Below are 23849 nucleotides of genomic sequence, written 5' to 3'. Positions count from 1 at the left end.
CCTCACGGTCGGGCGTTGAGTTGCTTTTGCAGATTCTGGATCTGCGCCTGCAGGGTGTTGATGTTGCGGCTGACCTGAGTGCGGAACGCATCGAATTCGGCAGTATTGCCACTGGCGCTGGCGGGTGGACGATTATCCTGCTGGGCCTTGAGCACGATCATGTCCTGTTCCAGGCGGTCGATGGCCGCGCCTGGATTGCCCTGCTTCTTCAATGCAGCGATATCGGCACCGAGGCTCTTGAGCTGGGCGTCGACCTTGCTGGTATCGGCTGGGGCGCTTTTCAGTGCTGCCAGTTCGCTGCTCAGGGCTTTGACCTGGGCCTGCAACTGGGTGTTGGCGCTCTGCTGTTCAGTGGTTTGCGCGCTCGCCTCGACCAGGCGTTTGTCGAGCTCGGCGGTTTGCGCCGTCATCTGCGCCAGGCGCTTGTCCAGTTCGGTGGTCTGGCCGACAACGCCCTGCTGCTGCTTGCCCTGATCCAGGAGTTTGCTTTCCAACTGCCTGACCTGCAGCTTCAACGCCTCGCTGTCACTGGATACGTTGGTCTGGCTGGCGACCACCTTGCCGGAAATATCCTGCAGGCGCCCTGCCGCTTCCTCGCTGATGCGAGCAAAGCTTTCCTGGGTCGCCACCAGCTGTTGCTCCATCAGCGAAATCTGCTGGAAGCTCCACCAGGCAAGGCCGCCAAAGGCGATGAACAAAGCACCGACCAGTGCCCACAGAGGACCGGTGCTCGGAGCTTTGACCTTGACCACCGGGGGCGTGCGCGAGTGCCCGGAATGACGCGCGGCAGGCACAAAATCATCGTCGTCGAGGCTGTCGGCACGCAAGCTCGGTACATCGAAGTCGTCGTTGGCATCGTTACGCATGGACATTGAGTCAACCTTTGTGAACGCGGTGATGGCTTGATGCGGCGCAGTATACCCCCCACAACCGCATCGATTGACCTTGAACCCCCAACTCGGTTCAGTGACGAGCCCGTCAGCGGATGTCCTGGGCCTTCCACCAGCTGCAGAACTCGTCCAGGGCGGTCCAGAGACTGACCTTTGGATCGTAATCCAGATAATGCCGCGCGCGGCTGATGTCCAGGGTGAAATCCCGGGTCATCACTTGCATGCCCAGGCGCGACAGGGTTGGCTCGGGGCGGCCCGGCCAGAGCTTGCATACGCCTTCATTCAACGCGGCAGCGCTGTAGGCCAGCCCATAGGGGCGGTAGCGGGTGACCTGCGGGACGTCCATCCTGCGCATCACGTAATTGACCACATCCCACAGCGGAACCGGGGTCCCATTACTGATGTTGTAGGCCTTGCCCAACGCCGAGCCCGTGGCCAGCAAGCTGCTGAGCAAGGCTTCGTTGAGGTTTTGCACGCTGGTGAAATCCACCTTGTTCAAACCGTTGCCGATGATCGACAACCGCCCCTTGCGCTGCATTTTCAGCAGCCGCGGGAAAATACTCATGTCACCGGCGCCGGTCACGAATCGCGGACGCAGGGCGATGGTCTCCAGACCAAATTCCTGGGCGCCAAATACTTTTTGCTCGGCCAGGTACTTGGTCGCCGCGTAGGGGTGCTTGAAGCGCTTGGGCACTTGCTCTTCGGTCAGACCAAGGTGATCGCGGCCGTCAAAATAGATCGAGGGCGAAGACAGGTGCACCAGGCGCCGCACCCGCTGCTTCAGGCAGGCTTCGACCACGTTCTCGGTGACCTGGACATTGCCCTGGTGGAAATCTTGATAACGGCCCCACAACCCCACGGCACCGGCGCAATGGACCACAGCGTCGACATCCACGCACAGGTCACGGGCCAGCAGCGGGTCGCCGAGATCACCCTGGATAAACTCGGCGCCACGGCGCACCAGGTGTTCGACGCTTTCGGCCCGGCGACCATTGACCCGTACGTCCAGGCCCTGCTCCAGGGCGAAACGCGCAAAGCGCCCGCCAATGAAGCCGCTTGCGCCGGTGACCAGAATCTTCATGTAGTGCTCCGATGTGTTTCATTTTGCGTAATGCGTAAGCCTTGACGCTGCCCGTCAGTCCAACGGCACCAGCCATTGCCTGGATGAACGCACCAATTGTTCGGTCAGTAACCCCAGCAACTGCCCGCCATTGCGCCAATGATGCCAGTACAGCGGCACATCGATGGGCTTATCTGGTAACAGCTCGAGCAACACACCGCGTTCCAGTTGCTCGCGCACCTGCAGTTCAGGCACCAGGCCCCAGCCAAGTCCGGCTTCGGTCAGGCGGATAAAACCTTCGGAGGACGGGCACAAATGGTGTTCGAAACCCCCATCGACACCCAGGGAAGCCAGGTAGCGATGCTGCAGGAAATCGTCCGGCCCAAACACCAGCGCCGGGGTCTTCGCCAACTGACCTGCGCGCACCCCTTGCGGGAAATGCCGAGCAATGAACGCGGGACTGGCCAGGGCCCTGTAGCGCATCGCACCCAACAACACGCTGCGCGCGCCCGCCACCGGGCGCTCACTGGCGCAGATACAGGCGGCCACTTCGCCGGCGCGCATGCGCTTGAGGCCAACCGTCTGGTCCTCAACCACCAGGTCCAGCAGCAGGTGTTGCTCGGCGCAGAAATCGCTGACGGCGGCGGCCCACCAGGTGGCCAGGCTGTCGGCATTGAGGGCGATGCGCAGACGCTCCGGCAGGCCTTCTTCGTCCAGCGCCGGCACCAGGGTCTGCAAGTCGCGCTCCAGCAGCCGCACCTGCTGCACATGGTTCAGCAGGCGCCGTCCGATCTCGGTAGGCGCCGGCGGCGTGACCCGCACCAGAACCGGCTGGCCGACCCGGGCTTCGAGCAATTTGATGCGCTGGGAAATCGCCGATTGCGACAGACCCAGCACCTGTGCAGCGCGTTCGAAGCCGGCCTGCTCAACCACAGCTGCCAGGGCTGACAGTAATTTATAGTCGAACATCAGTTTTCCTAATGAGCGATCAGCAAGATTGGTTTTTCTTATACCGCTTCCATGGGGAGAATGGCCAGCAAGAACTCTTCGACAAGGATCACCCACATGGCTGGCGAAACTTCATTGGTAACCCTGCTGCGCAGCATGAGCCCGCAACTCAACGCCGGCGAATACGTTTTCTGTACCCTTCACGACAGCCAGCTGCCGGCAGGTCTTGAGTTGATCGGCAGCTTTCGCGAGCAAGAAGGGCTGACGGTGATCCTGGAGCGTCGCCACGCCGAAAAAGCCGGCCTGCACTTTGACTACGTCGCCGCCTGGATCACTCTGAACGTGCATTCGGCGCTGCAGGCCGTCGGCCTGACAGCGGCCTTCGCAACCGCTCTGGGACAGGCCGGAATCAGTTGCAATGTGATCGCAGGTTACTACCACGACCATCTATTCGTCGGCCAGGCCGATGCAGAGCGCGCCATGGGCGTGTTGCGGGACCTGGCAGCTAACGCGGAGTAACCATCAATGTGGCAAAGCTATGTCAACGGCCTGCTAGTGGCCGCAGGGCTGATCATGGCGATCGGCACCCAGAATGCGTTTGTGCTGGCCCAGAGCCTGCGGCGTGAACACCACCTGCCGGTCGCTGCATTGTGCGTGGTGTGTGATGCATTGCTGGTTGCCGCCGGAGTGTTTGGCCTGGCGACGGTATTGGCGCACAACCCGACCTTGCTGGCGGTAGCCCGTTGGGGTGGCGCGATATTCCTGCTCTGGTATGGCAGCCTGGCGCTGCGCCGGGCCTGTTCAAAACAGAGCCTGCAACAGGGCGAGGGCCAGACCGTGCGTTCGCTGCGGGCGGTCATGCTCAGCGCGTTGGCCGTGACCTTGCTCAACCCGCATGTCTACCTGGACACCGTCCTGCTGATCGGCTCGCTCGGCGCGCAGCAGACCGAACCGGGCGCTTACGTAGTGGGCGCAGCGAGCGCGTCATTGCTGTGGTTTTTCACTCTGGCACTGGGCGCCGCATGGCTGGCGCCGTGGCTGGCCCGGCCGAGTACCTGGCGGATCCTCGACCTGCTGGTGGCGGTGATGATGTTCACGGTAGCGGTGCAACTCATCACCAGCCCCTGATTTATTCCAAAAGGCTCTGGAACCTCTATCCCACACAGTTGTTGCGTGGTTATGCCGCACCCCCGGTGCTATGATCCGGTCCGATGCGCCGCAAAGAGTACAAACTCCCCGGCGCTTGTCTGGCCGCCCGTGATCGGCCTTGCGCTCACCGCAACTGACCTGATTAGGAGAATCATCATGGCTTTCGAATTGCCGCCGCTGCCTTACGCACACGATGCCCTGCAGCCGCACATTTCCAAGGAAACACTGGAATACCACCACGACAAGCACCACAACACCTACGTCGTGAACCTGAACAACCTGGTGCCAGGCACCGAGTTCGAAGGCAAGACCCTGGAAGAAATCGTCAAGTCTTCCTCGGGCGGTATCTTCAACAACGCCGCTCAGGTCTGGAACCACACTTTCTACTGGAACTGCCTGGCGCCAAACGCCGGCGGTCAACCAACCGGCGCCCTGGCTGAAGCCATCAACGCTTCGTTCGGTTCGTTCGACAAGTTCAAGGAAGAGTTCAGCAAGACGTCCATCGGCACCTTCGGTTCCGGTTGGGGCTGGCTGGTGAAAAAGGCTGACGGTTCCCTGGCCCTGGCCAGCACCATCGGCGCCGGCAACCCGCTGACCAATGGCGATACCCCGCTGCTGACCTGCGACGTCTGGGAACATGCTTACTACATCGACTACCGCAACGTTCGTCCGAAATACGTCGAAGCGTTCTGGAACCTGGTCAACTGGAAATTCGTGGCTGAGCAGTTCGAAGGCAAAACCTTCACCGCTTAAGATCGACACCGGTAAAGAAAACCCGGCTTCGGCCGGGTTTTTTTATGGGTGCGCAAAAGACCGGTCTAACATCGACCCGTGGAAAAAATCATCCAGCCGCCCTCAAGTTCCAGGGCCCGCCTGACGACACAGTGCTGATCAGCAGAAAACCTCAGGCAACTGCATTTTCGCCAGGCAGCAGGCAAAATCTCCCGCGGATGAATGTCCCTTTGACTGCCATCACGGGATTGCCAATACTCATGGCAACTTGATGCTACCCGCACGGAACAAGGAATAGCCTTTTGAAGCTGGAACTCAAGAACAGCTTGTCGGTGAAGTTGCTCCGGGTCGTGCTCCTGTCGGCATTGATCGTCGGCGTGGTCTTGAGCTGCGCGCAGATCGTCTTCGATGCCTATAAGACACGCCAGGCCGTGGCCAATGATGCCGAGCGCATCCTCCACATGTTTCGTGACCCCTCCACCCAGGCCGTCTACAGCCTGGACCGCGAGATGGGCATGCAGGTCATCGAAGGTCTGTTTCAGGACGACGCCGTGCGCCAGGCCTCCATCGGCCATCCCAACGAGGCGATGCTCGCGCAGAAATCCCGCGACCTGCAGCATTCCGAGAGCCGTTGGCTGACTGACCTGATTCTTGGCAAGGAACGCACCTTCACCACGCAACTGGTGGGGCGCGGCCCGTACAGCGAGTATTACGGCGACCTGAGTATCACCCTCGACACCGCCACCTATGGCCAGGGGTTTATCGTCAGCTCGGTGATCATCTTCATCTCCGGGGTCTTGCGGGCACTGGCCATGGGCCTGGTGTTGTACCTGGTCTATCACTGGCTGCTGACCAAACCACTGTCGCGGATCATCGAGCACCTGACTGAAATCAACCCGGACCGACCCAGCGAACACAAGATTCCCCAGCTCAAGGGGCACGAGAACAACGAACTGGGTATCTGGATCAACACCGCCAACCAGTTGCTGGAGTCCATCGAGCGCAACACGCACCTGCGCCACGAAGCGGAAAACAGCCTGCTGCGCATGTCGCAGTACGATTTCCTGACCGGCCTGCCAAACCGCCAGCAGCTGCAGCATCAACTCGACAAGATCCTGGTGGACGCCGGCAAGTTGCAGCGCCGGGTGGCGGTGCTGTGCGTGGGCCTCGATGACTTCAAGGGTATCAACGAACAGTTCAGCTACCAGACCGGCGACCAACTGTTGCTGGCCCTTGCCGATCGCCTGCGGGCCCACAGCGGACGCCTTGGCGCACTGGCCCGTCTCGGCGGCGACCAGTTCGCCCTGGTCCAGGCCGACATCGAACAGCCCTATGAAGCGGCGGAACTGGCCCAGGGCATTCTCGACGATCTCGAAGCCGCGTTTGCTCTTGATCATCAGGAAATTCGCCTGCGCGCGACCATCGGCATCACCCTGTTTCCCGAGGATGGCGACAGCACTGAAAAGCTGCTGCAGAAAGCCGAGCAGACCATGACCCTGGCCAAGACCCGCTCGCGCAACCGCTACCAGTTTTACATCGCCAGCGTCGACACCGAGATGCGCCGCCGTCGCGAGCTGGAAAAAGACCTGCGCGATGCCCTGGCCCGCGACCAGTTCTATCTGGTTTACCAACCCCAGATCAGCTACCGGGAAAACCGCGTGGTGGGTGTCGAGGCGTTGATTCGCTGGCAGCATCCCGAGCACGGCCTGGTCCCGCCAGACCTGTTCATCCCGCTGGCAGAGCAGAACGGCACCATTATCGCCATCGGCGAGTGGGTACTGGATCAAGCCTGCAAGCAACTACGCGACTGGCATGACCAAGGCTTCATCGACCTGCGAATGGCGGTCAACCTGTCCACCGTGCAATTGCACCACGCCGAACTGCCAAGGGTGGTCAACAACCTGCTGCAGATGTACCGCCTGCCACCGCGCAGCCTGGAACTGGAAGTCACGGAAACCGGCCTGATGGAAGACATCAGCACCGCCGCCCAGCACCTGCTGAGCCTGCGTCGCTCCGGCGCGTTGATCGCGATCGACGACTTCGGTACCGGGTACTCGTCGCTCAGTTACCTCAAGAGCCTGCCGCTGGACAAGATCAAGATCGACAAGAGCTTCGTCCAGGACCTGCTGGACGATGACGACGATGCCACGATCGTCCGGGCGATCATCCAGCTGGGTAAAAGCCTGGGCATGCAGGTGATTGCCGAGGGCGTGGAAACGGCAGAGCAGGAGGCCTACATCATCTCCGAGGGTTGCCACGAGGGGCAGGGCTATTTCTACAGCAAGCCATTGCCGGCGCGAGAGTTGAGCGCCTACCTCAAGCAGGCGCAGCGCAGCAATGCTGTGATCCTGTAGGTGGGTGAACAAGAAATATTTACAGTCACAACCCTTTACAGATAATGCGAAAGATTTGCATTATGTCGCAGTTTTGCGCGCTTGCTGCGCCATTCCACCCCCTTCTCGAAGCAGGATGTTCGCCATGATTCGTATGCCTCTGGCTACCGCCAGTCTGTTGGCCATCGCTATTTCCCTCGCCGGTTGTGGCGAAGGCAAAGACAAAGCTGCCGCTCCAGCGCCGACTCCAGCAGCCACTGCCACAGCCCCGGCGCCTGCTGCTGCCGGCAAGGTCGACGAAGCCGCCGCCAAAGCCGTTGTCGCGCATTACGCCGACATCGTCTTCGCCGTCTACAGCGATGCCGAATCCACCGCGAAAACCCTGCAGAGCGCTGTCGACGCCTTCCTCGCCAAGCCGAACGCCGACACCCTGAAAGCGGCCAAAGCTGCCTGGGTAGCTGCTCGCGTACCTTACCTGCAGAGCGAAGTATTCCGCTTCGGCAACACCATCATCGACGACTGGGAAGGTCAGGTGAACGCCTGGCCACTGGACGAAGGCCTGATCGACTATGTCGACAAGTCCTACGAGCACGCACTGGGCAACCCGGGCGCGACGGCCAACATCATTGCCAACACTGAAGTTCAGGTCGGCGAAGACAAGATCGACGTCAAGGACATCACCCCGGAAAAACTCGCCAGCCTCAATGAGCTGGGCGGTTCCGAGGCCAACGTCGCCACCGGCTACCACGCCATCGAATTCCTGTTGTGGGGCCAGGACCTGAACGGCACCGGCCCTGGCGCTGGCAACCGTCCGGCTTCCGACTACCTCGAAGGCACTGGCGCCACCGGTGGTCACAACGATCGTCGTCGTGCCTATCTCAAGTCCGTGACCCAACTGCTGGTCAGCGACCTGGAAGAGATGGTCGGCAACTGGAAGCCGAACGTGACCGACAACTACCGCGCGACGCTGGAAGCCGAGTCGGGTGAAACCGGCCTGCGCAAAATGCTGTTCGGCATGGGGTCCCTGTCCCTGGGCGAACTGGCGGGCGAGCGCATGAAGGTTTCCCTGGAAGCCAATTCCCCTGAAGACGAGCACGATTGCTTCAGCGATAACACCCACAACTCGCAGTTCTACGACGCCAAAGGCATCCGTAACGTATATCTGGGCGAATACACCCGCGTCGACGGTACCAAGATGACCGGCGCGAGCCTGTCGTCCCTGGTGGCCAAGGCTGATCCGGCTGCCGACAGCGCGTTGAAAGCTGACCTGGAAGCCACTGAAGCCAAGATGCAGGTCATCGTCGACCACGCCAACAAGGGTGAGCACTACGACCAGTTGATCGCGGCCGGCAACACCGCCGGCAACCAGATCGTTCGCGACGCCATCGCTTCGCTGGTCAAGCAGACCGGTTCGATCGAAGCCGCTGCTGGCAAGCTGGGCATCAGCGACCTGAACCCGGACAACGCTGATCACGAGTTCTGATCAACGCTGGCTGGATCAAAAGGCGACCTCAGGGTCGCCTTTTTTGTTTTCGCTTAATGTTGTGCGCCAGTCCATAAAAGATCGCAGCCTTCGGCAGCTCCTAAATTGATCGGCGTAAACCCGTAGGAGCTGCGGAAGGCTGCGATCTTTTCCTGCGCCACATCAACCAAACGATAATTCCTCTTATTCAATCTTCACCGCCCTGTTAGACTTTGCGCCCGTGTTTTGCTCGTTCTGCAGGATGTCTGATGCTCTCGCTGCCTCTTCGCTTATCCGCACTGTTTCTGGCCCTGTGCCTGAGTGCCTGCGATGACGCCCCGCGTTTTACCAAGGCCGAACCCGGTGAAGCCCGTTCCGGTGGCAGCGCGACTGTGCGCAAGACAGATCAGAATGCCTTTTCCCTGCCCTCCGCCAACCTTGCGCCCTCACGGCGCGTGGACTTCAGCGTCGGCAACAGCTTCTTCCGCAACCCCTGGGTGATCGCCCCTTCGACCACCACCGCACGCGACGGCTTGGGGCCCCTGTTCAACACTAACGCCTGCCAGAACTGCCACATCAAGGACGGTCGCGGCCACCCGCCCACGCCGGGTGCGGCCAATGCCGTGTCAATGCTGGTGCGCCTGTCGATCCCGGATGCGCCGGCTTATGCCAAGGTCATTGAGCAGCTCGGCGTGGTCCCGGAGCCCGTCTACGGCGGTCAGTTGCAGGACATGTCAGTACCGGGCGTGGTTCCCGAAGGCAAGGTACGAGTCGATTACACACCAGTGCCTGTGCGTTTCAAGGACGGCACTGAGATCGAACTGCGCAAACCCACCTTGCAGATCAGCCAGCTCGGCTACGGCCCGATGCACCCCGACACGCGCTTCTCGGCACGTGTCGCTCCGCCGATGATCGGCCTGGGCCTGCTCGAAGCCATCCCTGACGCCGCCATCCTGGCCAACGCCCAAGCGCAGGCCAAGGAGAACCGGGGCATCAGCGGACAGCCCAATTGGGTCTGGGACGACGTGCAGCAAAAAGCCGTTCTGGGTCGATTTGGCTGGAAAGCCGGGCAACCGAATCTGAATCAGCAGAACGTCCACGCGTTTTCCGGCGACATGGGCCTCACGACCAGCCTAAGGCCCATCGACGACTGCACCGACGCGCAAACCGCGTGCAGGCAGGCGCCCAACGGTAATGGCCCCGATGGCGAGCCGGAAGTCAGCGACAACATCCTGCGCCTGGTGCTGTTCTACAGCCGCAACCTGGCCGTTCCAGCCCGTCGTGATGTCAGCGCGCCCGAGGTGCTGGCGGGCAAGAGCCTGTTTTTCCAGGCCGGGTGCCAGTCCTGCCACACCCCCAAATACACCACCGCAGCGACGGCCGCAGAACCTGAACTGGCCAATCAGGTGATCCGCCCCTACAGCGACCTGCTGCTGCATGACATGGGCGAAGGCCTTGCCGACAACCGTACCGAATTCCAGGCCAGTGGCCGCCAATGGCGCACCCCGCCGTTGTGGGGCATCGGCCTCACGCAGGCGGTCAGTGGCCATACCCAGTTTTTGCATGACGGCCGCGCCCGCAGTCTGCTCGAAGCCGTGCTCTGGCATGGCGGCGAAGCCAAAGCGGCGCAGCAACAGGTGTTGTCTTTCAACGCCGAGCAGCGCGCTGCGTTGCTGGCGTTCCTGAATTCCCTTTAATAAGCGTCTACTCAGCGGGAGCCTTACATGTTCCGTCCCAAATTGTTGTTCACCAGCCTTGCCGCCCTCGCCCTGGGCGCCTGCTCCCCGCAGGACCCGCAGGCCGTCACGTCGGCGGCAATCGCCAAATCGGTGATCCTGCCAACGTACACCCGCTGGGTGGAAGCCGATCGCCAATTGGCTGTCAGTGCCCTCGCCTACTGCGAAGGCAAGGAAAATCTCGACACGGCACGCAAGGACTTCCTGCATGCGCAAAAGGCCTGGGCCGAGTTGCAGCCGCTGCTGATCGGCCCCCTGGCCGAGGGCAATCGTGCCTGGTCCGTGCAGTTCTGGCCGGACAAGAAAAACCTGGTCGGCCGTCAGGTCGAGCAACTGGTCACCGCGCAGCCGCAGATCGACGCAGCTACCCTCGCCAAGTCGAGTGTTGTGGTGCAAGGACTGTCGGCCTACGAATACATCCTGTTCGACAGCAAGCCTGACGTTGCCAACGATGCGCAGAAAGCCAAATACTGCCCATTGCTCAAGGCGATCGGCGAACATCAGAAACTGCTGGCCGAAGACATTCTCAAAAGCTGGAACAACACCGACGGCATGCTCGCGCAAATGAGCAAGTTCCCCAACCAGCGCTACGCCGACTCCCATGAGGCCATCGCCGATCTGCTGCGAGTGCAGGTGACCGCCCTCGACAGCCTGAAGAAAAAACTCGGCACGCCGATGGGCCGCCAGAGTAAAGGCGTGCCACAACCGTTCCAGGCCGATGCATGGCGCAGCCATTCCTCCCTCAGTGGTCTGGAAGCCAGCCTTGCCGCCGCCAAGACCGTCTGGGAAGGTGTCGACAACAAAGGCCTGCGCGGCCTGCTGCCGAGCGAGCAGAAACCCCTGGCCGACAAGATCGACGCCGCTTACGCTGCATCCCTGAAACTGTTCGCCAGCAATCAGCGCACGTTGGCCGAAATGCTTGGCGACGACGCCGGTCGCCAGCAACTCAACGATATCTACGACAGCCTCAACGTCGTCCATCGCCTGCACGAAGGCGAGCTGGCCAAGGCGCTGGGCATCCAACTGGGCTTCAACGCCAACGACGGTGACTGATGAGGGCGACTGCGATGCTGCGACGTCAGGCTCTGACTTTAGGTAGCTTGCTGCTGGGAGCAGTGACACTGGGCGGCTGGACGCTGTTCAAGCAAAAGGACAAGAGCCCCCTGCTGCTCTCGGCGCGGGACGATACCGATGGCAAGCACTATGCGGTCGGTTATCGTCTGGACGGCACGCAGGTGTTCGCCACGCAGGTTGGCCAGCGTTGCCATGACATCATCAATCATCCGACAGAGCCGATGGCCTTGTTCGTGGCCCGTCGCCCAGGTACCGAGAGTTACCTGATCGACCTGCGCGACGGCACTGTGCTGCAAACCGTGACCTCGCTGCCCAACCGGCACTTCTACGGCCACGCAGTGATCCACAGCAGCGGCGACTGGCTGTACGCCACCGAAAACGATACCTCCGATCCCGGTCGAGGCCTGCTCGGGGTGTACCGTTTCGAGGGCCAGCGTCTGGTCCACAGCGGCGAGATATCTACCCACGGTATCGGTCCGCACCAAGTGTCATGGATGCCCGATGGCGAGACCCTGGTGGTGGCCAACGGCGGCATTCGCACCGAGGCCGAGAGCCGGGTCGAGATGAATCTGAACGCCATGGAGCCGAGCCTGGTGCTGATGCAACGCGACGGGACCCTGCTGAGCAAGGAAACCCTCGCCCAGCAAATGAACAGCGTGCGACACCTGGGCATCGCCAACGACGGCACCATCGTCGCCGGCCAGCAATTCATGGGGCCGTCCCACGAATCCTCGGAGTTGTTGGCGATCAAGCGGCCCGGCCAGCCATTCGTGGCGTTCCCTGTGCCTGAACACCAGTTGCAGGCGATGGGTCATTACACCGCAAGCGTGGCGGTGCACAGTGACTTGCGCCTGGTGGCGCTGACTGCGCCACGGGGCAACCGCTTTTTCATCTGGGACCTGGACAGCGGCGAAGTGCGCCTGGATGCGCCGCTTCCCGATTGCGCCGGGGTCGGTGCGGTGGCTGATGGTTTTGTCGTGACCTCGGGCCAGGGCCGCTGCCGGTACTACGACTGCCGCCAGGCGGACCTGCTGGCAAAACCCCTGGAACTGCCTGCAGGGCTCTGGGATAACCATCTGCACCTGATGACGTAATAACGCCAAAAGATCGCAGCCTTCGGCAACTCCTGCACTGGAATGCGCACACCCTGCAGGAGCTGCCGAAGGCTGCGATCTTTTCAGGCCAACGCCCGTCGAAAGCCGTACCCCCTGTAAGTTCTATCAGTTGGAATCCCCCCGCCACTCGGAGTAATGTGCCGATCTGTATGCTCTGATTTTCTCCAAGGAAGTGGAAATATGCTGCGCCGTCGCATGCTGATCATGTTGGGTGTTGTGCTGTTGATCGTGTTGGTCCTGGCTGCCTACAAGGCCTTCTCCATCTACACGATGATCCAAGGCTTCTCTGCGCCTAAACCGCCGACCAGCGTCGCCGTGGCCACCGCCACCGAGCAGCCCTGGCAAGCCCGCCTGCCTACCGTTGGCACCCTCAAGGCGCTGCAGGGCGTAGACCTGAGCCTGGAAGTCGCCGGCACCGTCACCGAGGTGCAGTTTGAGTCTGGACAGAAGGTCAAGGCCGGCCAGCCGATTGTGCAACTCGACAGCGCCGTCGAAAGCGCACTGCTGGAAACCGCACAGGCTGACCTCGGGCTGGCCCAGGTCGACTACAACCGCGGCAGCCAGCTGGTGGGCAGCCAGGCCATCTCCAAAGGCGAGTTCGACAGGCTCTCTGCCGTGTTCAAGAAGAACAAGGCCACGGTCAATCAGCTCAAGGCTTCACTGGCGAAGAAGCGCATTCTTGCGCCCTTCAGCGGCACCATCGGCATCCGCCAGGTGGACGTTGGCGACTATGTGGCCAGCGGCACGGTGATCGCCACTTTGCAGGATCTCACCAGCCTGTACGTCGACTTTTTCCTGCCTGAGCAATCGGTACCGAAAATCGCGGTGGGCCAGGCGGTGCAGATCGTGGTTTCCGCCTACCCGGCCCAGACGTTCCCCGGCACCATCAGCGCGATCAACCCGAAAGTCGAGAACACCACCCGTAACGTGCAAGTGCGCGCCACCCTGGCCAACCCCGAGGGCAAGCTGCTGCCAGGCATGTTCGCCAGCCTGCAGGTCCTGCTGCCGGATCCGCAGCTGCGCATCGTCGTGCCGGAGAGTGCTATCACCTATACCCTCTACGGCAACTCGCTGTACGTGGTGGCGCAGAAAAAAGCCGAAGACGGCACAGTCGAGAAAGACGACAAGATTCAGCCGATCCTCATCGCCGAGCGGCGTTTCATCGAAACCGGCGAGCGCCGCGACGGCCTGGTGATAATTAACAAAGGTGTGCAAAAGGGTGAAAAAGTGGTCACCGCCGGCCAGATCAAACTGGACAACGGCGCACCCATCGCAATCAGCGACGACAAGACTTTAGCCGAGCAGAACAGCACGCCGCGCGCGGACTGATCAAGGAATCCCCATGGCTTTTACCGACCCGTTCATCCGCCGCCCGGTGCTCGCCACCGTGGTCAGCCTGTTGATTGTGCTGCTGGGCTTCCAGGCCTGGAGCAAACTGCCCCTGCGCCAGTACCCGCAGATGGAAAACGCACTGATCACGGTGACCACCGCCTACCCCGGGGCGAACGCCGAAACTATCCAGGGCTACATCACCCAGCCAATGCAACAAAGCCTGGCCAGCGCCGAAGGCATTGACTACATGACCTCGGTCAGTCGCCAGAACTTCTCGGTCATCTCGATTTATGCGCGCATCGGCGCCAACAGCGACCGCCTGTTCACCGAACTGCTGGCCAAGGCCAACGAGGTCAAGAACCAGCTGCCCCAGGACGCTGAAGACCCGGTGCTGAGCAAGGAAGCCGCCGACGCTTCGGCCTTGATGTACATCAGCTTCTTCAGCAAGGAACTGAACAACCCGCAGATCACCGACTACCTGTCGCGGGTGATCCAGCCGAAGCTGGCCACCCTGCCCGGCATGGCCGAAGCCGAGATTCTCGGCAACCAGGTGTTCGCCATGCGCCTGTGGCTGGACCCGGTGAAGCTGGCCGGCTTCGGCCTGACCGCCAGCGACGTGACCAACGCGGTTCGGCAATACAACTTTCTTTCCGCCGCCGGTGAAGTGAAAGGCGAGTATGTAGTCACCAGCATCAACGCCAACACCGAGCTCAAGTCTGCTGAAGCCTTCGCCGCGATTGCGTTGAAGATCGACGGCGACAGCCGCGTGCTGCTCAGCGACGTCGCCCGGGTGGAGATGGGCGCGGAGAACTACGACACCATCAGTTCCTTCGGGGGCACCCCGTCGGTGTACATCGGCATCAAGGCCACGCCGGGCGCCAACCCGCTGGACGTGATCAAGGAAGTACGCAAGATCATGCCGGACCTGGAGGCCCAGCTGCCGCCGAACCTCAAGGGTGAAATTGCCTATGATGCGACCTTGTTCATCCAGGCCTCGATCGATGAGGTGGTCAAGACGCTGTTCGAAGCCGTACTCATCGTCATAGTTGTCGTATTCCTGTTCCTGGGTGCGCTGCGCTCGGTGGTGATCCCGGTGGTGACCATCCCGCTATCGATGATTGGCGTAATGTTCTTCATGCAGATGATGGGTTACTCGATCAACCTGCTGACCCTGCTGGCCATGGTCCTGGCTATCGGCCTGGTGGTGGACGATGCCATCGTGGTGGTGGAAAACATCCACCGTCATATCGAGGAAGGCAAGACGCCCATGGATGCCGCCCTTGAGGGCGCCAGGGAAATCGCCATGCCGGTGGTTTCCATGACCATCACCCTGGCGGCGGTCTATGCGCCCATCGGCTTCCTCACCGGACTGACCGGGGCGTTGTTCAAGGAGTTTGCCCTCACACTGGCCGGCGCGGTAGTTATCTCAGGTGTCGTCGCGCTGACCCTATCGCCGATGATGTGCGCTTTTTTGCTGCGCCACGATGAAAATCCCAGCGGATTTTCCCATCGCCTGGACCGGGCTTTCGAAACCATCAAGCGCCGTTATCAGAAAATGTTGCACGGCACCCTGAACACCCGGCCCGTGGTGCTGGTGTTCGCGGTGATCGTGTTGTGCCTGATTCCGGTATTGCTCAAGTTCACCAAGTCCGAACTGGCCCCCGACGAAGACCAGGGCATTATCTTCATGCTGGCCAACGCGCCGCAGCCGACCAACCTCAATTACCTCAACGCCTACACCGACGAGTTCATCCAGATCTTCAAGGAGTTCCCGGAATACTATTCCTCGTTCCAGATCAACGGCGTCAACGGCGTGCAATCGGGGATTGGCGGTTTCCTGCTCAAGCCATGGAATGAGCGCAGCCGCACCCAGATGGAAATCCTGCCGGAGCTCCAGGCCAAGCTGGGGAATATTTCCGGCTTGCAGGTGTTCGGCTTCAACCTGCCCTCCCTGCCAGGTACGGGCGAGGGCCTGCCCTTCCAGTTCGTGATCAACTCTGCCAACGACTATGAGTCACTGCTGCAGGTCATGGACAGGGTGAAAAAGCGAGCAATGGAGTCTGGCAAATTCGCTTTCGTCGACGTCGACCTGGCATTCGACAAGCCTGAAGTGGTGGTGGACATCGATCGGGCCAAAGCGGCGCAGATGGGCGTGTCGATGCAGGACCTGGGTGGCACGCTGGCGACCATGCTCGGCGAAGCGGAGATCAACCGCTTCACCATCGAAGGCCGCAGCTACAAGGTGATCGCCCAGGTCGAGCGCCCCTTCCGCGACAACCCCGACTGGCTCAACAACTACTACGTCAGGAACACCAAGGGTGAGCTCCTGGCCCTGTCGACCCTGATCACCATCACTGACCGCGCGCGTCCGCGGCAACTCAACCAGTTCCAGCAACTCAACTCGGCGATCCTGTCCGGGGTGCCATTGGTGAGCATGGGGGAAGCCCTCGACACCGTGCGCCAGATCGCCCGGGAAGAAGCGCCGGCAGGGTTCTCCGTGGATTACGCCGGCGCCTCAAGGCAATTCATCCAGGAAGGCAGCGCGCTGTGGGTAACCTTTGCCCTGGCCCTGGCGATTATCTTCCTGGTGCTGGCTGCCCAGTTCGAGAGTTTCCGCGATCCGCTGGTGATTCTGGTGACGGTGCCGCTGTCGATTTGCGGGGCGTTGATCCCGCTGTTCCTGGGCTGGTCGAGCATGAACATCTATACCCAGGTGGGGTTGGTGACGCTCATCGGGCTGATCAGCAAGCACGGGATCCTGATCGTCGAATTCGCCAACCAGCTGCGCAAGGAAAAGGGCCTGTCGCCGCGCGAGGCGGTGGAAGAAGCGGCGGCGATTCGCTTGCGACCGGTGCTGATGACCACTGCGGCGATGGTGTTCGGCATGGTGCCGCTGATCATTGCCACGGGCGCGGGGGCGGTGAGCCGGTTTGATATCGGTACGGTGATTGCCACAGGAATGTCGATCGGGACGTTGTTTACGCTGTTTGTGTTGCCATGCGTGTACACATTGCTGGCCAAACCCGACAAACCCTAGCGTCAAAAGATCGTCCGATCGCTGCCAAAGCCTCCGGCAGCTCCGACAGGTTTACGCGGTCCTAATGCAGGAGCTGCCGAAGGCTGCGATCTTTTGAACTTGCTTACAAAACAAAAGGCCCCGCATACGCGAGGCCTTTTATTTTGGCTTCAATCCAGTCAACTTTGCGGCCTCATTCCCTGTGATAGTCCAAACATGAACAGTAACAAGTCATGGTCAGGCTGGGACGCCACGTTTGCCTTGGCAACCCGTGGCATTGGACAGTGAGCGTCGCCGCCCACTGAACTGAGGACCTGCGAGCGGGGCTGCTCCCAAGCCGCCACCGCGATTGAAGCAACTGCCAAGGCTCCTATGAGAAACAAACCTCGTGCAATTTCGAGTTTCATCGCTATAAACCCTTGATAGCGCTGCCAAACGCCGTCTCATAAAAATAGACGAGTTTCTGCCAGTCCGCCGAGCTGAACGACGAATGGCGACGCAGTTGCTTCATGTCATGGGCGCCCGCCTGACGAGCGGTGAGGCGCTGCCGGCATTTCTCCAGATCGATCAATGCAATCTCGACCGTGGCCGCCTCGCCTTCGCCGCTGACACGCACGAAAACATGCTTGATGTAGATGCAGCTGTGCTGCCAGCGTCCTTTGTGCATGCGCGCCAGGTTGTCCGCCAGATCCTTCAGGACCCGGTCGTGAACGGCCTCGCCATGGCGCTCACGGCCACCGCCGGCATACCAGTGTTCGATTTCCTCAAAGCCATCCAGGGATTGGGTGACCAGCAATGCACGCCACTTGTGAACGGGGTCGCGTTGAGCGCCGCAGAACACCACCTGCGGTACCCGCACGCCGATCTTGTGCAGACCGGTCAGCGCATCCAGCTCGCGCAATACAGTCGGCCGACCAAAGGGGTGCAGCCAGCTGCGGTAGATGTGCCCGGTCTGACGCTTGGCATACAACAGTTGCCCATCGCTGCCCCTGACCCGCTGCACGCCACTTTCGCCACCGCGCCGCACATTGGGTTCTTCTACCCATTCACCGCGCTGATTCCAGAAATAGTCGAACCGCTCATCGGCATCGACATCCACTTCTGGTGCACATTGCACTGCCATCCTGTTACCTCTTGCGTAATACGTAAACTCGCCACATGGCATAGAGCGGTAAAAAATCCATCCGTTCCTGGATACGGAAACCGGCTTGCTCAAATTCTTTTTCGACCGTAACAACCGGTAACACAAAACGGTTCTGGTAACCTTCCTGCCCGCGAGTGCTCTCCGAGCGCTTGCGTTTCCAGGCCTTGAAATTGCCGTCCACCCACAGAGAAATGATCACGCTGTCACGGGTGACTCGCTCGAATTCACGCAAAATGGCCAATCGATGCTCGGCCTCACCGATGTGGTGCAGCAGACGCATGCAAAAAATACTGTCGACGGCGTTATCGGGTAAGGCAATGTCGAATGCAGACGTCTGCAAGGGTTGTACCCTTTTCACCACGTCGGCAGGTTGCGCCTGCATAGCGACGTTGAGCATCGATTCGGAGTTGTCGGCTCCGATAATGGCTCGATTGCTCTTCTCAGCCAGCAAAGGCCAGAAACGTCCGGCACCACAGGGTAAATCAAGGACCAGTCCGGGCTCGCCCGCCAACGTCAGCGCTTTACGCGCCAGCTGAATATCCCGCCAATGAGACAGGCGGCGGCCCAAACCGTTCTTATGTTTCTGAAGGTATCTTAAAGCATGTTGATCGTCATACTTTTTGGAAAAATCGAGTTTGATCGGATTGTCCATAGCCAAGTTTCCTAATTGCTGATGACGACCACCATAGGTAGGGCCATGTCAGCGTCAGGTCATGACTTTGTGAAAGATTTGTTATGTAAAACCCTGAAGTATTTCAGGGTTCTACATGGCGCGCATAATATCTATGGGCCAGTGCTGCAGGAAGGGATCAGTCAGCTCACATCTACCGGATGCAGCTCTACTTTAAATCGGCAGCCGTTGGGCTCCATCGTGGTCAGGCTGACGCTCCAGCCCTGGTTCTCGCAGATCCTTTGCACCAGCGAAAGCCCCAGGCCCAGGCCTTCGCCGCGTTTCTCGGCACCCCGCACGAACGGCTCGAACATCGCCTCGCGTTTCTCTTCGGGAATACCGACCCCACTGTCTTCTACCAGGAACCCCGTCGGCGTCAGGGTCAGGCGGATGAACCCCTGCTCGGTGTAATGCAGTGCATTGCGCAACAGGTTGCCCATCACCGCATGCAGGAGGGTGGCGTTGTAGCGGGTGCCGGCCGGATCGCCCGGCACAAACTGCAACTCCAGCCCTTTGTTCTCGATCGGCTCGCGCCAGAGGTTGAGCAAACCGTCGGCCACTTCACTGAGGCTTTGCTGAGGTGCCATGCTGGCATCCTCGCGTTGCGCGCGGGCCAATACGAGGAATGTTTGCACCAGCTCGCGCATTTCTGCGCAGGCGCGGGCGATGCGCTCGACCTGCGCGTGCCCACGCGGGTCGATAGCAGGATTCTCCAGCAACAGTTCGCAGGAACTGGCCAGCACCATCAATGGCGTGCGCAGCTCGTGACTGACGTCACTGGTGAACAACCGCTCCCGGGTCAACGCCTGGCGCAGGCGCCCGAGCGTGGCGTCGAAGGCCACGGCCAGTTCGCCCACTTCATCAGCGGCGTAGTCCGGTGCAAGCGGTGGCGCCATACCCAGCAGTTGGTCGCGATGGCGCACTTGCCGGGCCAGGCGCACTACCGGCGCCATGACCTTGCGAGCCAGCACCCAGCCGAGAAATACCGCCAGCGCCAGGCTCAGGACAAAGCCCACCAGCACTACGGCAAACAGCACCCGCTCGCGTTCTTCGAAATCGCTCTGGTCCTGCAGCAGCACGTAGCGCCGGCCGTCGACGACCTCGACCATCGCGTGATACGACAGCTGGTCACGAAACACTTCGTGGAATCCCGGGTCCAGGTGGCGCAGGTCCTTGGGTACATCGAAATCACCCGGGCCGCCGCTGAAATAGAACAGCTGGTCCGGCTCCGGTCGATGGCTCCAGTCCGCCACGCTGTCCATCAACAGCAGACGCTGCAGGTCACCGCCCAGTCCCGCGGAAATCAGTTTTTCCTCGACCAGGTGCACAGTCGCGACGATGCCCATGGCAAAGGCGCCCGCCACCAGCGCGCTCATCAACGCAAAGGCGATGATGATCCGTTGAGCGAGGCTCTGTCTAAACTCCATCTCGACCCTCGGCCAGGCGATAACCGACACCGTGCACTGTTTGCAACAAGGGTTTGGCAAACGGTTTGTCGATCACCTGGCGCAACTGGTGGACATGACTGCGCAGGCTGTCGCTGTCCGGGCAATCATCACCCCACAACGCTTCTTCTAGAATTTCGCGACGCAGTACGTGTGGACTTTTTTGCATCAGCACCGCGAGCAATTTCAGGCCCACCGGGTTGAGTTTGAGCAGGCGCCCTTCGCGAGTGACCTCCAGGGTATCGAGGTCATATTGCAAATCACCGACCTGCAGGATTCGGCGGCCGCCACCTTGGGCACGGCGCATGACGGCTTCGATGCGTGCTGCCAGCTCGGACAGCGCGAAGGGTTTGACCAGGTAGTCATCAGCGCCGGACTTGAACCCCAGCAGTCGGTCGTCCAGCTGATCGCGCGCGGTCAGCATGATCACCGGGGTGTCGCGGCGCGCGTCTTCGCGTAGCCGTTTGCACAACGTGTAGCCATCGATGCCGGGCAGCATGATATCGAGCACGATCAAGTCGTAATGCTCGGTGGCGGCCAGGTGCAGGCCCGACAAGCCGTCCTGCGCGCAATCCACGGTGTAACCCTTGAGCCCCAGGTAATCGGCCAGATTGGCGAGGATATCGCGGTTGTCTTCAACCACCAGAATTCGCATGGGTACTCCTCTACACAGTAACAGCCGTCATGGCCCGCGCAGCTTAAGGCCTCAGGTGGCTCAGAGCCAGGGGTATCGCCGGCCTCAGTTCAATCAATCAAAAGCCAGGGTTGACGAGTTTTTCACTATCAGCTCACAAGTCCACTACAGTTGGAGGGCTAAATTCGCGCGGATTGTGAAAAAAGGAATGTTACTAATGGATGTTTTCAAAACTGCGCCGATGCGCTTGTTATTGCTCGTCACCGGTGCATGGCTGGTAATTTTCTTTCTGACCCGAACAGCTCTGCTGCTTACTCACCTGGATGAGGCCGGTAACGGCTTTCGGTCGGTTTTTGGGATCGGTCTTCTTTACGACTTGGGCTTCCTGGCCTATGCGGCTTTGCCGATGGGCCTCTATCTCCTGCTCTGCCCGCCAGCGTTGTGGCGCCGCCGTGGCCATCGATGGTTTTTACAGGGGCTGCTGACGATCAGCCTGTTCGCCATGCTGTTCACCTGCGTCGCCGAGTGGTTGTTCTGGGACGAGTTCGGTGTGCGCTTCAACTTCATCGCGGTCGACTACCTGGTGTACTCCGACGAGGTATTGAACAACTTGCTGGAGTCTTACCCGATCGGCCAGTTGCTGAGCATCCTTGCGGTGCTCGCCGTGGTCCTGAGTTTTGTGCCGCGCAAGCCATTCAATGCTGCGCTGGACGCCCCGCTACCCCCGCTACGCCGACGCCTGCTCAGTGCCTTGGGCCTGTTGATCATCGCAGGCCTGAGCCTGCAACTGCTCAGCCAGGACGCACCGCGCGTCCAAGGCGGCAACGCCTACGAAAACGAACTGGCGAGCAATGGCCCCTACCAGTTCTTCGCCGCATTCCGGAACAACGAACTGGATTACCAACAGTTCTATGAAAGCCTGCCGTCCAAAGTAGTTGCCCAGCAGATCCGTGTAGAGCTAAGCGAGCCAAACGTTCGTTTCGTTGGCCAGGACCCGCAAGACATTCGTCGCAACATCGATAACCCGGGTACCGCGCGCAGCCCTAACATCGTGCTAGTGACCCTCGAAAGCTTCAGCGCCAAGTATATGGGCAGCAACGGCGATGAACGCAATCTGACGCCAAACCTCGATGCACTGCGTAAAGAGAGCCTGTACTTCAACAATTTCTACGCCACCGGGACCCGCACCGACCGAGGTCTGGAAGCCATTACCCTGGCGATCCCACCGACGCCGGGGCGCTCAATCGTTAAACGCGTAGGTCGCGAAAGCGGTTTCGCCAGCCTGGGCCAACAGCTCAATGCCGTCGGTTACGACAGCGTGTTCGTCTATGGCGGGCGCGGTTACTTCGACAATATGAATGCTTTTTTCAGCGGCAACGGTTATCGCGTGGTCGATCAGAGCAGTGTCGATGAAGCAGAAATTCACTTCAAGAACGCTTGGGGAATGGCCGACGAAGACCTCTATACCCAGACTCTGAAGCTGGCCGACGCCGATTACGCCAAACAGCAGCCATTCCTGCTGCAACTGATGACCACCTCCAACCATCGCCCTTACACTTACCCTGACAACCGGATCGACATCAAGTCCGGCAACGGACGCGACGGCGCAGTGAAGTACACCGACTACGCCATCGGACATTTCCTTGAGCAAGCGCGCCAGAAGCCTTGGTTCGACAATACGATCTTCGTGTTCGTCGCCGATCACACGGCGGGCAGCGCCGGCAAGGAAGACTTGCCGATCAGCAACTACCAGATTCCCTTGTTCATCTATGCGCCCAAATTGATTGATGCGCGGGAAACTGCGCAACTGGCCAGCCAGATTGATCTGGCACCCACCCTGCTGGGTTTGCTGAATATGGACTACCAATCGACATTCTTTGGCCGCAATCTGTTACAGGATAATCCGTTGCCACCACGGGTGGTCGTTGGCAACTATCAATACTTGGGACTGTTCGACGGTAAAGACCTGGCGATCCTCAGCCCGCGCCAAGGGCTGCGCCGGCATGACGATGCGTTGACCGAAAGCCGCGAATCGAAGGCACAAGCCAGTGACCCGCTGATCACTCGCGCCATTACCTATTACCAAACCGCCAGCTATGGCTTCAAGCAACAGCTGCTTGGTTGGAAAGCGCCCAAGGATGGCGACCTCCAAGTCGGCGAACGCTAACCGAATGTCCCCGGGCTGATGCTGGGGGCATTTTCCTCTGTTCAGGACTCACCATGCCATCAACTGTTGTCCGCCCCATCTCACGCCCCCTCAACTTCTGGGTGTGCTTGGGAGTACCCGCGATTGCCGCAATCATCCTGGTACTGCTCGAACTGACCTCACTGGATATGGATTTGGCCAGGCTGTTTTATGATCCGGTTGCCGGGCAGTTTATCGGGCGCCACAGCTACTTCCTGGAGGACATCCTGCATGACCGCGCCAAGCAGGTCGTCATAATCTTTTCGGTGTTCGCCATACTGGGCTTCACCGGGGCGTTTTTCATCGACAGGCTCAAGCCATTCAAGCGCGAGCTAGGTTGCCTGGTCCTGTCACTGGCGCTGGCCACTTCCTTTGTTACGCCCATGAAAGCGGTCACGGCCGTGCAGTGCCCCTGGAGCCTGGAACAATTCGGCGGGCATGAGACCTACAGTGAATTGCTCAGCCCGCGGCCCGCCACCGACAAGCCTGGCCGGTGCTGGCCGGGTGGGCATGCGGCCACCGGTTTTACCTTGTTCGCCTTGTTCTTCGCCCTGCGTGATCGTCGCCCGCGCCTGGCGCGGCAGGCGTTCGTATTCGCCTTTGCCCTGGGCACGGTGTTTTCGGTGAGCCGGATGATGCAAGGCGCACACTTCTTTTCCCATAACGTGTGGACGGCAATTTTCTGCTGGCTGATCTGTTTGGGGGCGTATTACTACATTCTTTATCGACCGGCTTGCCGGGTTGAAGCGGTTGCCGAGGCGGCACCTGCAGGCGCCTGACAGAAGATAAAAGATCAAAAGATCAAAAGATCGCAGCCTTCGGCAGCTCCTACGGGAATATGCAATCACCCTGTAGATACTCTGTTACCGGTCAAGCTTTCAGCAGGTGTTTTTCGCTGAAAAGCTTGGCCGTATCGAAATCTTC

At 60.2% G+C, this 23849-nt stretch carries 20 protein-coding genes; 12 read left to right on the top strand and 8 right to left on the bottom strand.

Going from position 1 to position 23849, the window contains the following annotated elements:
* Positions 1-2: 2 nt before the first annotated feature.
* The 3 genes from AAEZ09_RS15250 to AAEZ09_RS15240 form a co-directional block, all read right to left on the bottom strand.
* Positions 3-872, bottom strand: coding sequence for a GumC domain-containing protein (locus AAEZ09_RS15250; protein ID WP_350599924.1), 870 nt, complete (start codon positions 870-872; stop codon positions 3-5).
* Between the two features lie 106 nt (positions 873-978).
* On the bottom strand, positions 979-1971 hold the full coding sequence (locus tag AAEZ09_RS15245) for an NAD-dependent epimerase/dehydratase family protein (protein ID WP_350599923.1): 993 nt from the start codon (positions 1969-1971) through the stop codon (positions 979-981).
* Between the two features lie 54 nt (positions 1972-2025).
* Entirely contained in the window at positions 2026-2919 is an 894-nt protein-coding gene (locus AAEZ09_RS15240) for a LysR family transcriptional regulator ArgP (RefSeq protein WP_045057971.1), read from the bottom strand.
* Between the two features lie 96 nt (positions 2920-3015).
* Between AAEZ09_RS15240 and AAEZ09_RS15235 the strand changes: the two genes are divergently transcribed.
* The 10 genes from AAEZ09_RS15235 to AAEZ09_RS15190 all read left to right on the top strand — a co-directional run bounded on the left by AAEZ09_RS15235 (position 3016) and on the right by AAEZ09_RS15190 (position 16868).
* The gene (locus AAEZ09_RS15235; protein WP_045057972.1) at positions 3016-3417 is read left to right on the top strand and encodes an ACT domain-containing protein; all 402 of its coding nucleotides are present in this window, start codon (positions 3016-3018) and stop codon (positions 3415-3417) included.
* A 6-nt stretch (positions 3418-3423) separates the two neighbouring features.
* On the top strand, positions 3424-4026 hold the full coding sequence (locus AAEZ09_RS15230) for a LysE/ArgO family amino acid transporter (protein WP_045057973.1): 603 nt from the start codon (positions 3424-3426) through the stop codon (positions 4024-4026).
* 177 nt (positions 4027-4203) lie between these two features.
* Entirely contained in the window at positions 4204-4800 is a 597-nt protein-coding gene (locus tag AAEZ09_RS15225; protein WP_008034365.1) for a superoxide dismutase, read from the top strand.
* A gap of 281 nt (positions 4801-5081) precedes the next feature.
* Positions 5082-7133: a putative bifunctional diguanylate cyclase/phosphodiesterase gene (locus tag AAEZ09_RS15220; protein ID WP_350599921.1), complete on the top strand. Its 2052-nt coding sequence runs from the start codon at positions 5082-5084 to the stop codon at positions 7131-7133.
* 124 nt (positions 7134-7257) lie between these two features.
* Positions 7258-8595 carry an imelysin family protein gene (locus tag AAEZ09_RS15215; RefSeq protein ID WP_045057975.1) on the top strand — a complete coding sequence of 446 codons (1338 nt, stop codon included), beginning with the start codon at positions 7258-7260 and terminating at the stop codon, positions 8593-8595.
* A 248-nt stretch (positions 8596-8843) separates the two neighbouring features.
* Entirely contained in the window at positions 8844-10271 is a 1428-nt protein-coding gene (locus AAEZ09_RS15210) for a di-heme oxidoreductase family protein (protein ID WP_350599919.1), read from the top strand.
* A gap of 27 nt (positions 10272-10298) precedes the next feature.
* Complete coding sequence (locus tag AAEZ09_RS15205; protein WP_045057977.1) at positions 10299-11363, top strand: imelysin family protein; 1065 nt, start codon at positions 10299-10301, stop codon at positions 11361-11363.
* A gap of 14 nt (positions 11364-11377) precedes the next feature.
* Positions 11378-12478 (top strand): DUF1513 domain-containing protein, encoded by a 1101-nt coding sequence (locus tag AAEZ09_RS15200; RefSeq protein ID WP_045057978.1) that lies wholly within the window; start codon positions 11378-11380, stop codon positions 12476-12478.
* Positions 12479-12679: 201 nt separating this feature from the next.
* A complete protein-coding gene (locus tag AAEZ09_RS15195; RefSeq protein ID WP_350599917.1) occupies positions 12680-13828 on the top strand; it encodes an efflux RND transporter periplasmic adaptor subunit in 1149 nt (382 codons plus the stop codon).
* A 13-nt stretch (positions 13829-13841) separates the two neighbouring features.
* Entirely contained in the window at positions 13842-16868 is a 3027-nt protein-coding gene (locus AAEZ09_RS15190; RefSeq protein WP_350599916.1) for a multidrug efflux RND transporter permease subunit, read from the top strand.
* 158 nt (positions 16869-17026) lie between these two features.
* Here the strand turns inward: AAEZ09_RS15190 and AAEZ09_RS15185 are convergent, their stop codons facing one another.
* The 5 genes from AAEZ09_RS15185 to colR all read right to left on the bottom strand — a co-directional run bounded on the left by AAEZ09_RS15185 (position 17027) and on the right by colR (position 20761).
* The gene (locus AAEZ09_RS15185) at positions 17027-17254 is read right to left on the bottom strand and encodes a hypothetical protein (RefSeq protein WP_045057981.1); all 228 of its coding nucleotides are present in this window, start codon (positions 17252-17254) and stop codon (positions 17027-17029) included.
* 2 nt (positions 17255-17256) lie between these two features.
* Positions 17257-17970 (bottom strand): lipopolysaccharide kinase InaA family protein, encoded by a 714-nt coding sequence (locus AAEZ09_RS15180; protein WP_350599914.1) that lies wholly within the window; start codon positions 17968-17970, stop codon positions 17257-17259.
* Positions 17971-17974: 4 nt separating this feature from the next.
* The gene (locus tag AAEZ09_RS15175) at positions 17975-18643 is read right to left on the bottom strand and encodes a class I SAM-dependent methyltransferase (protein ID WP_205891665.1); all 669 of its coding nucleotides are present in this window, start codon (positions 18641-18643) and stop codon (positions 17975-17977) included.
* 161 nt (positions 18644-18804) lie between these two features.
* Positions 18805-20088: a sensor histidine kinase gene (locus AAEZ09_RS15170; protein WP_350599912.1), complete on the bottom strand. Its 1284-nt coding sequence runs from the start codon at positions 20086-20088 to the stop codon at positions 18805-18807.
* Positions 20078-20761 carry a response regulator transcription factor gene (gene colR / locus AAEZ09_RS15165; RefSeq protein ID WP_205891663.1) on the bottom strand — a complete coding sequence of 228 codons (684 nt, stop codon included), beginning with the start codon at positions 20759-20761 and terminating at the stop codon, positions 20078-20080. Before colR ends, AAEZ09_RS15170 begins: the two co-directional genes overlap by 11 nt.
* Positions 20762-20957: 196 nt before the next feature.
* Between colR and AAEZ09_RS15160 the strand changes: the two genes are divergently transcribed.
* Positions 20958-22907: an LTA synthase family protein gene (locus AAEZ09_RS15160; protein ID WP_350599911.1), complete on the top strand. Its 1950-nt coding sequence runs from the start codon at positions 20958-20960 to the stop codon at positions 22905-22907.
* Positions 22908-22960: 53 nt separating this feature from the next.
* Positions 22961-23704 (top strand): phosphatase PAP2 family protein, encoded by a 744-nt coding sequence (locus AAEZ09_RS15155; protein WP_045057987.1) that lies wholly within the window; start codon positions 22961-22963, stop codon positions 23702-23704.
* Positions 23705-23849 lie beyond the last annotated feature (145 nt).

It is taken from the genome of Pseudomonas sp. 65/3-MNA-CIBAN-0223 (assembly GCF_040310425.1).
In the GTDB taxonomy this organism is placed as follows: Bacteria; Pseudomonadota; Gammaproteobacteria; order Pseudomonadales; family Pseudomonadaceae; genus Aquipseudomonas; species Aquipseudomonas gregormendelii.
Note: the sequence above shows the minus strand (reverse complement) of the source record. Positions and strands in the feature narration are given on the sequence as shown.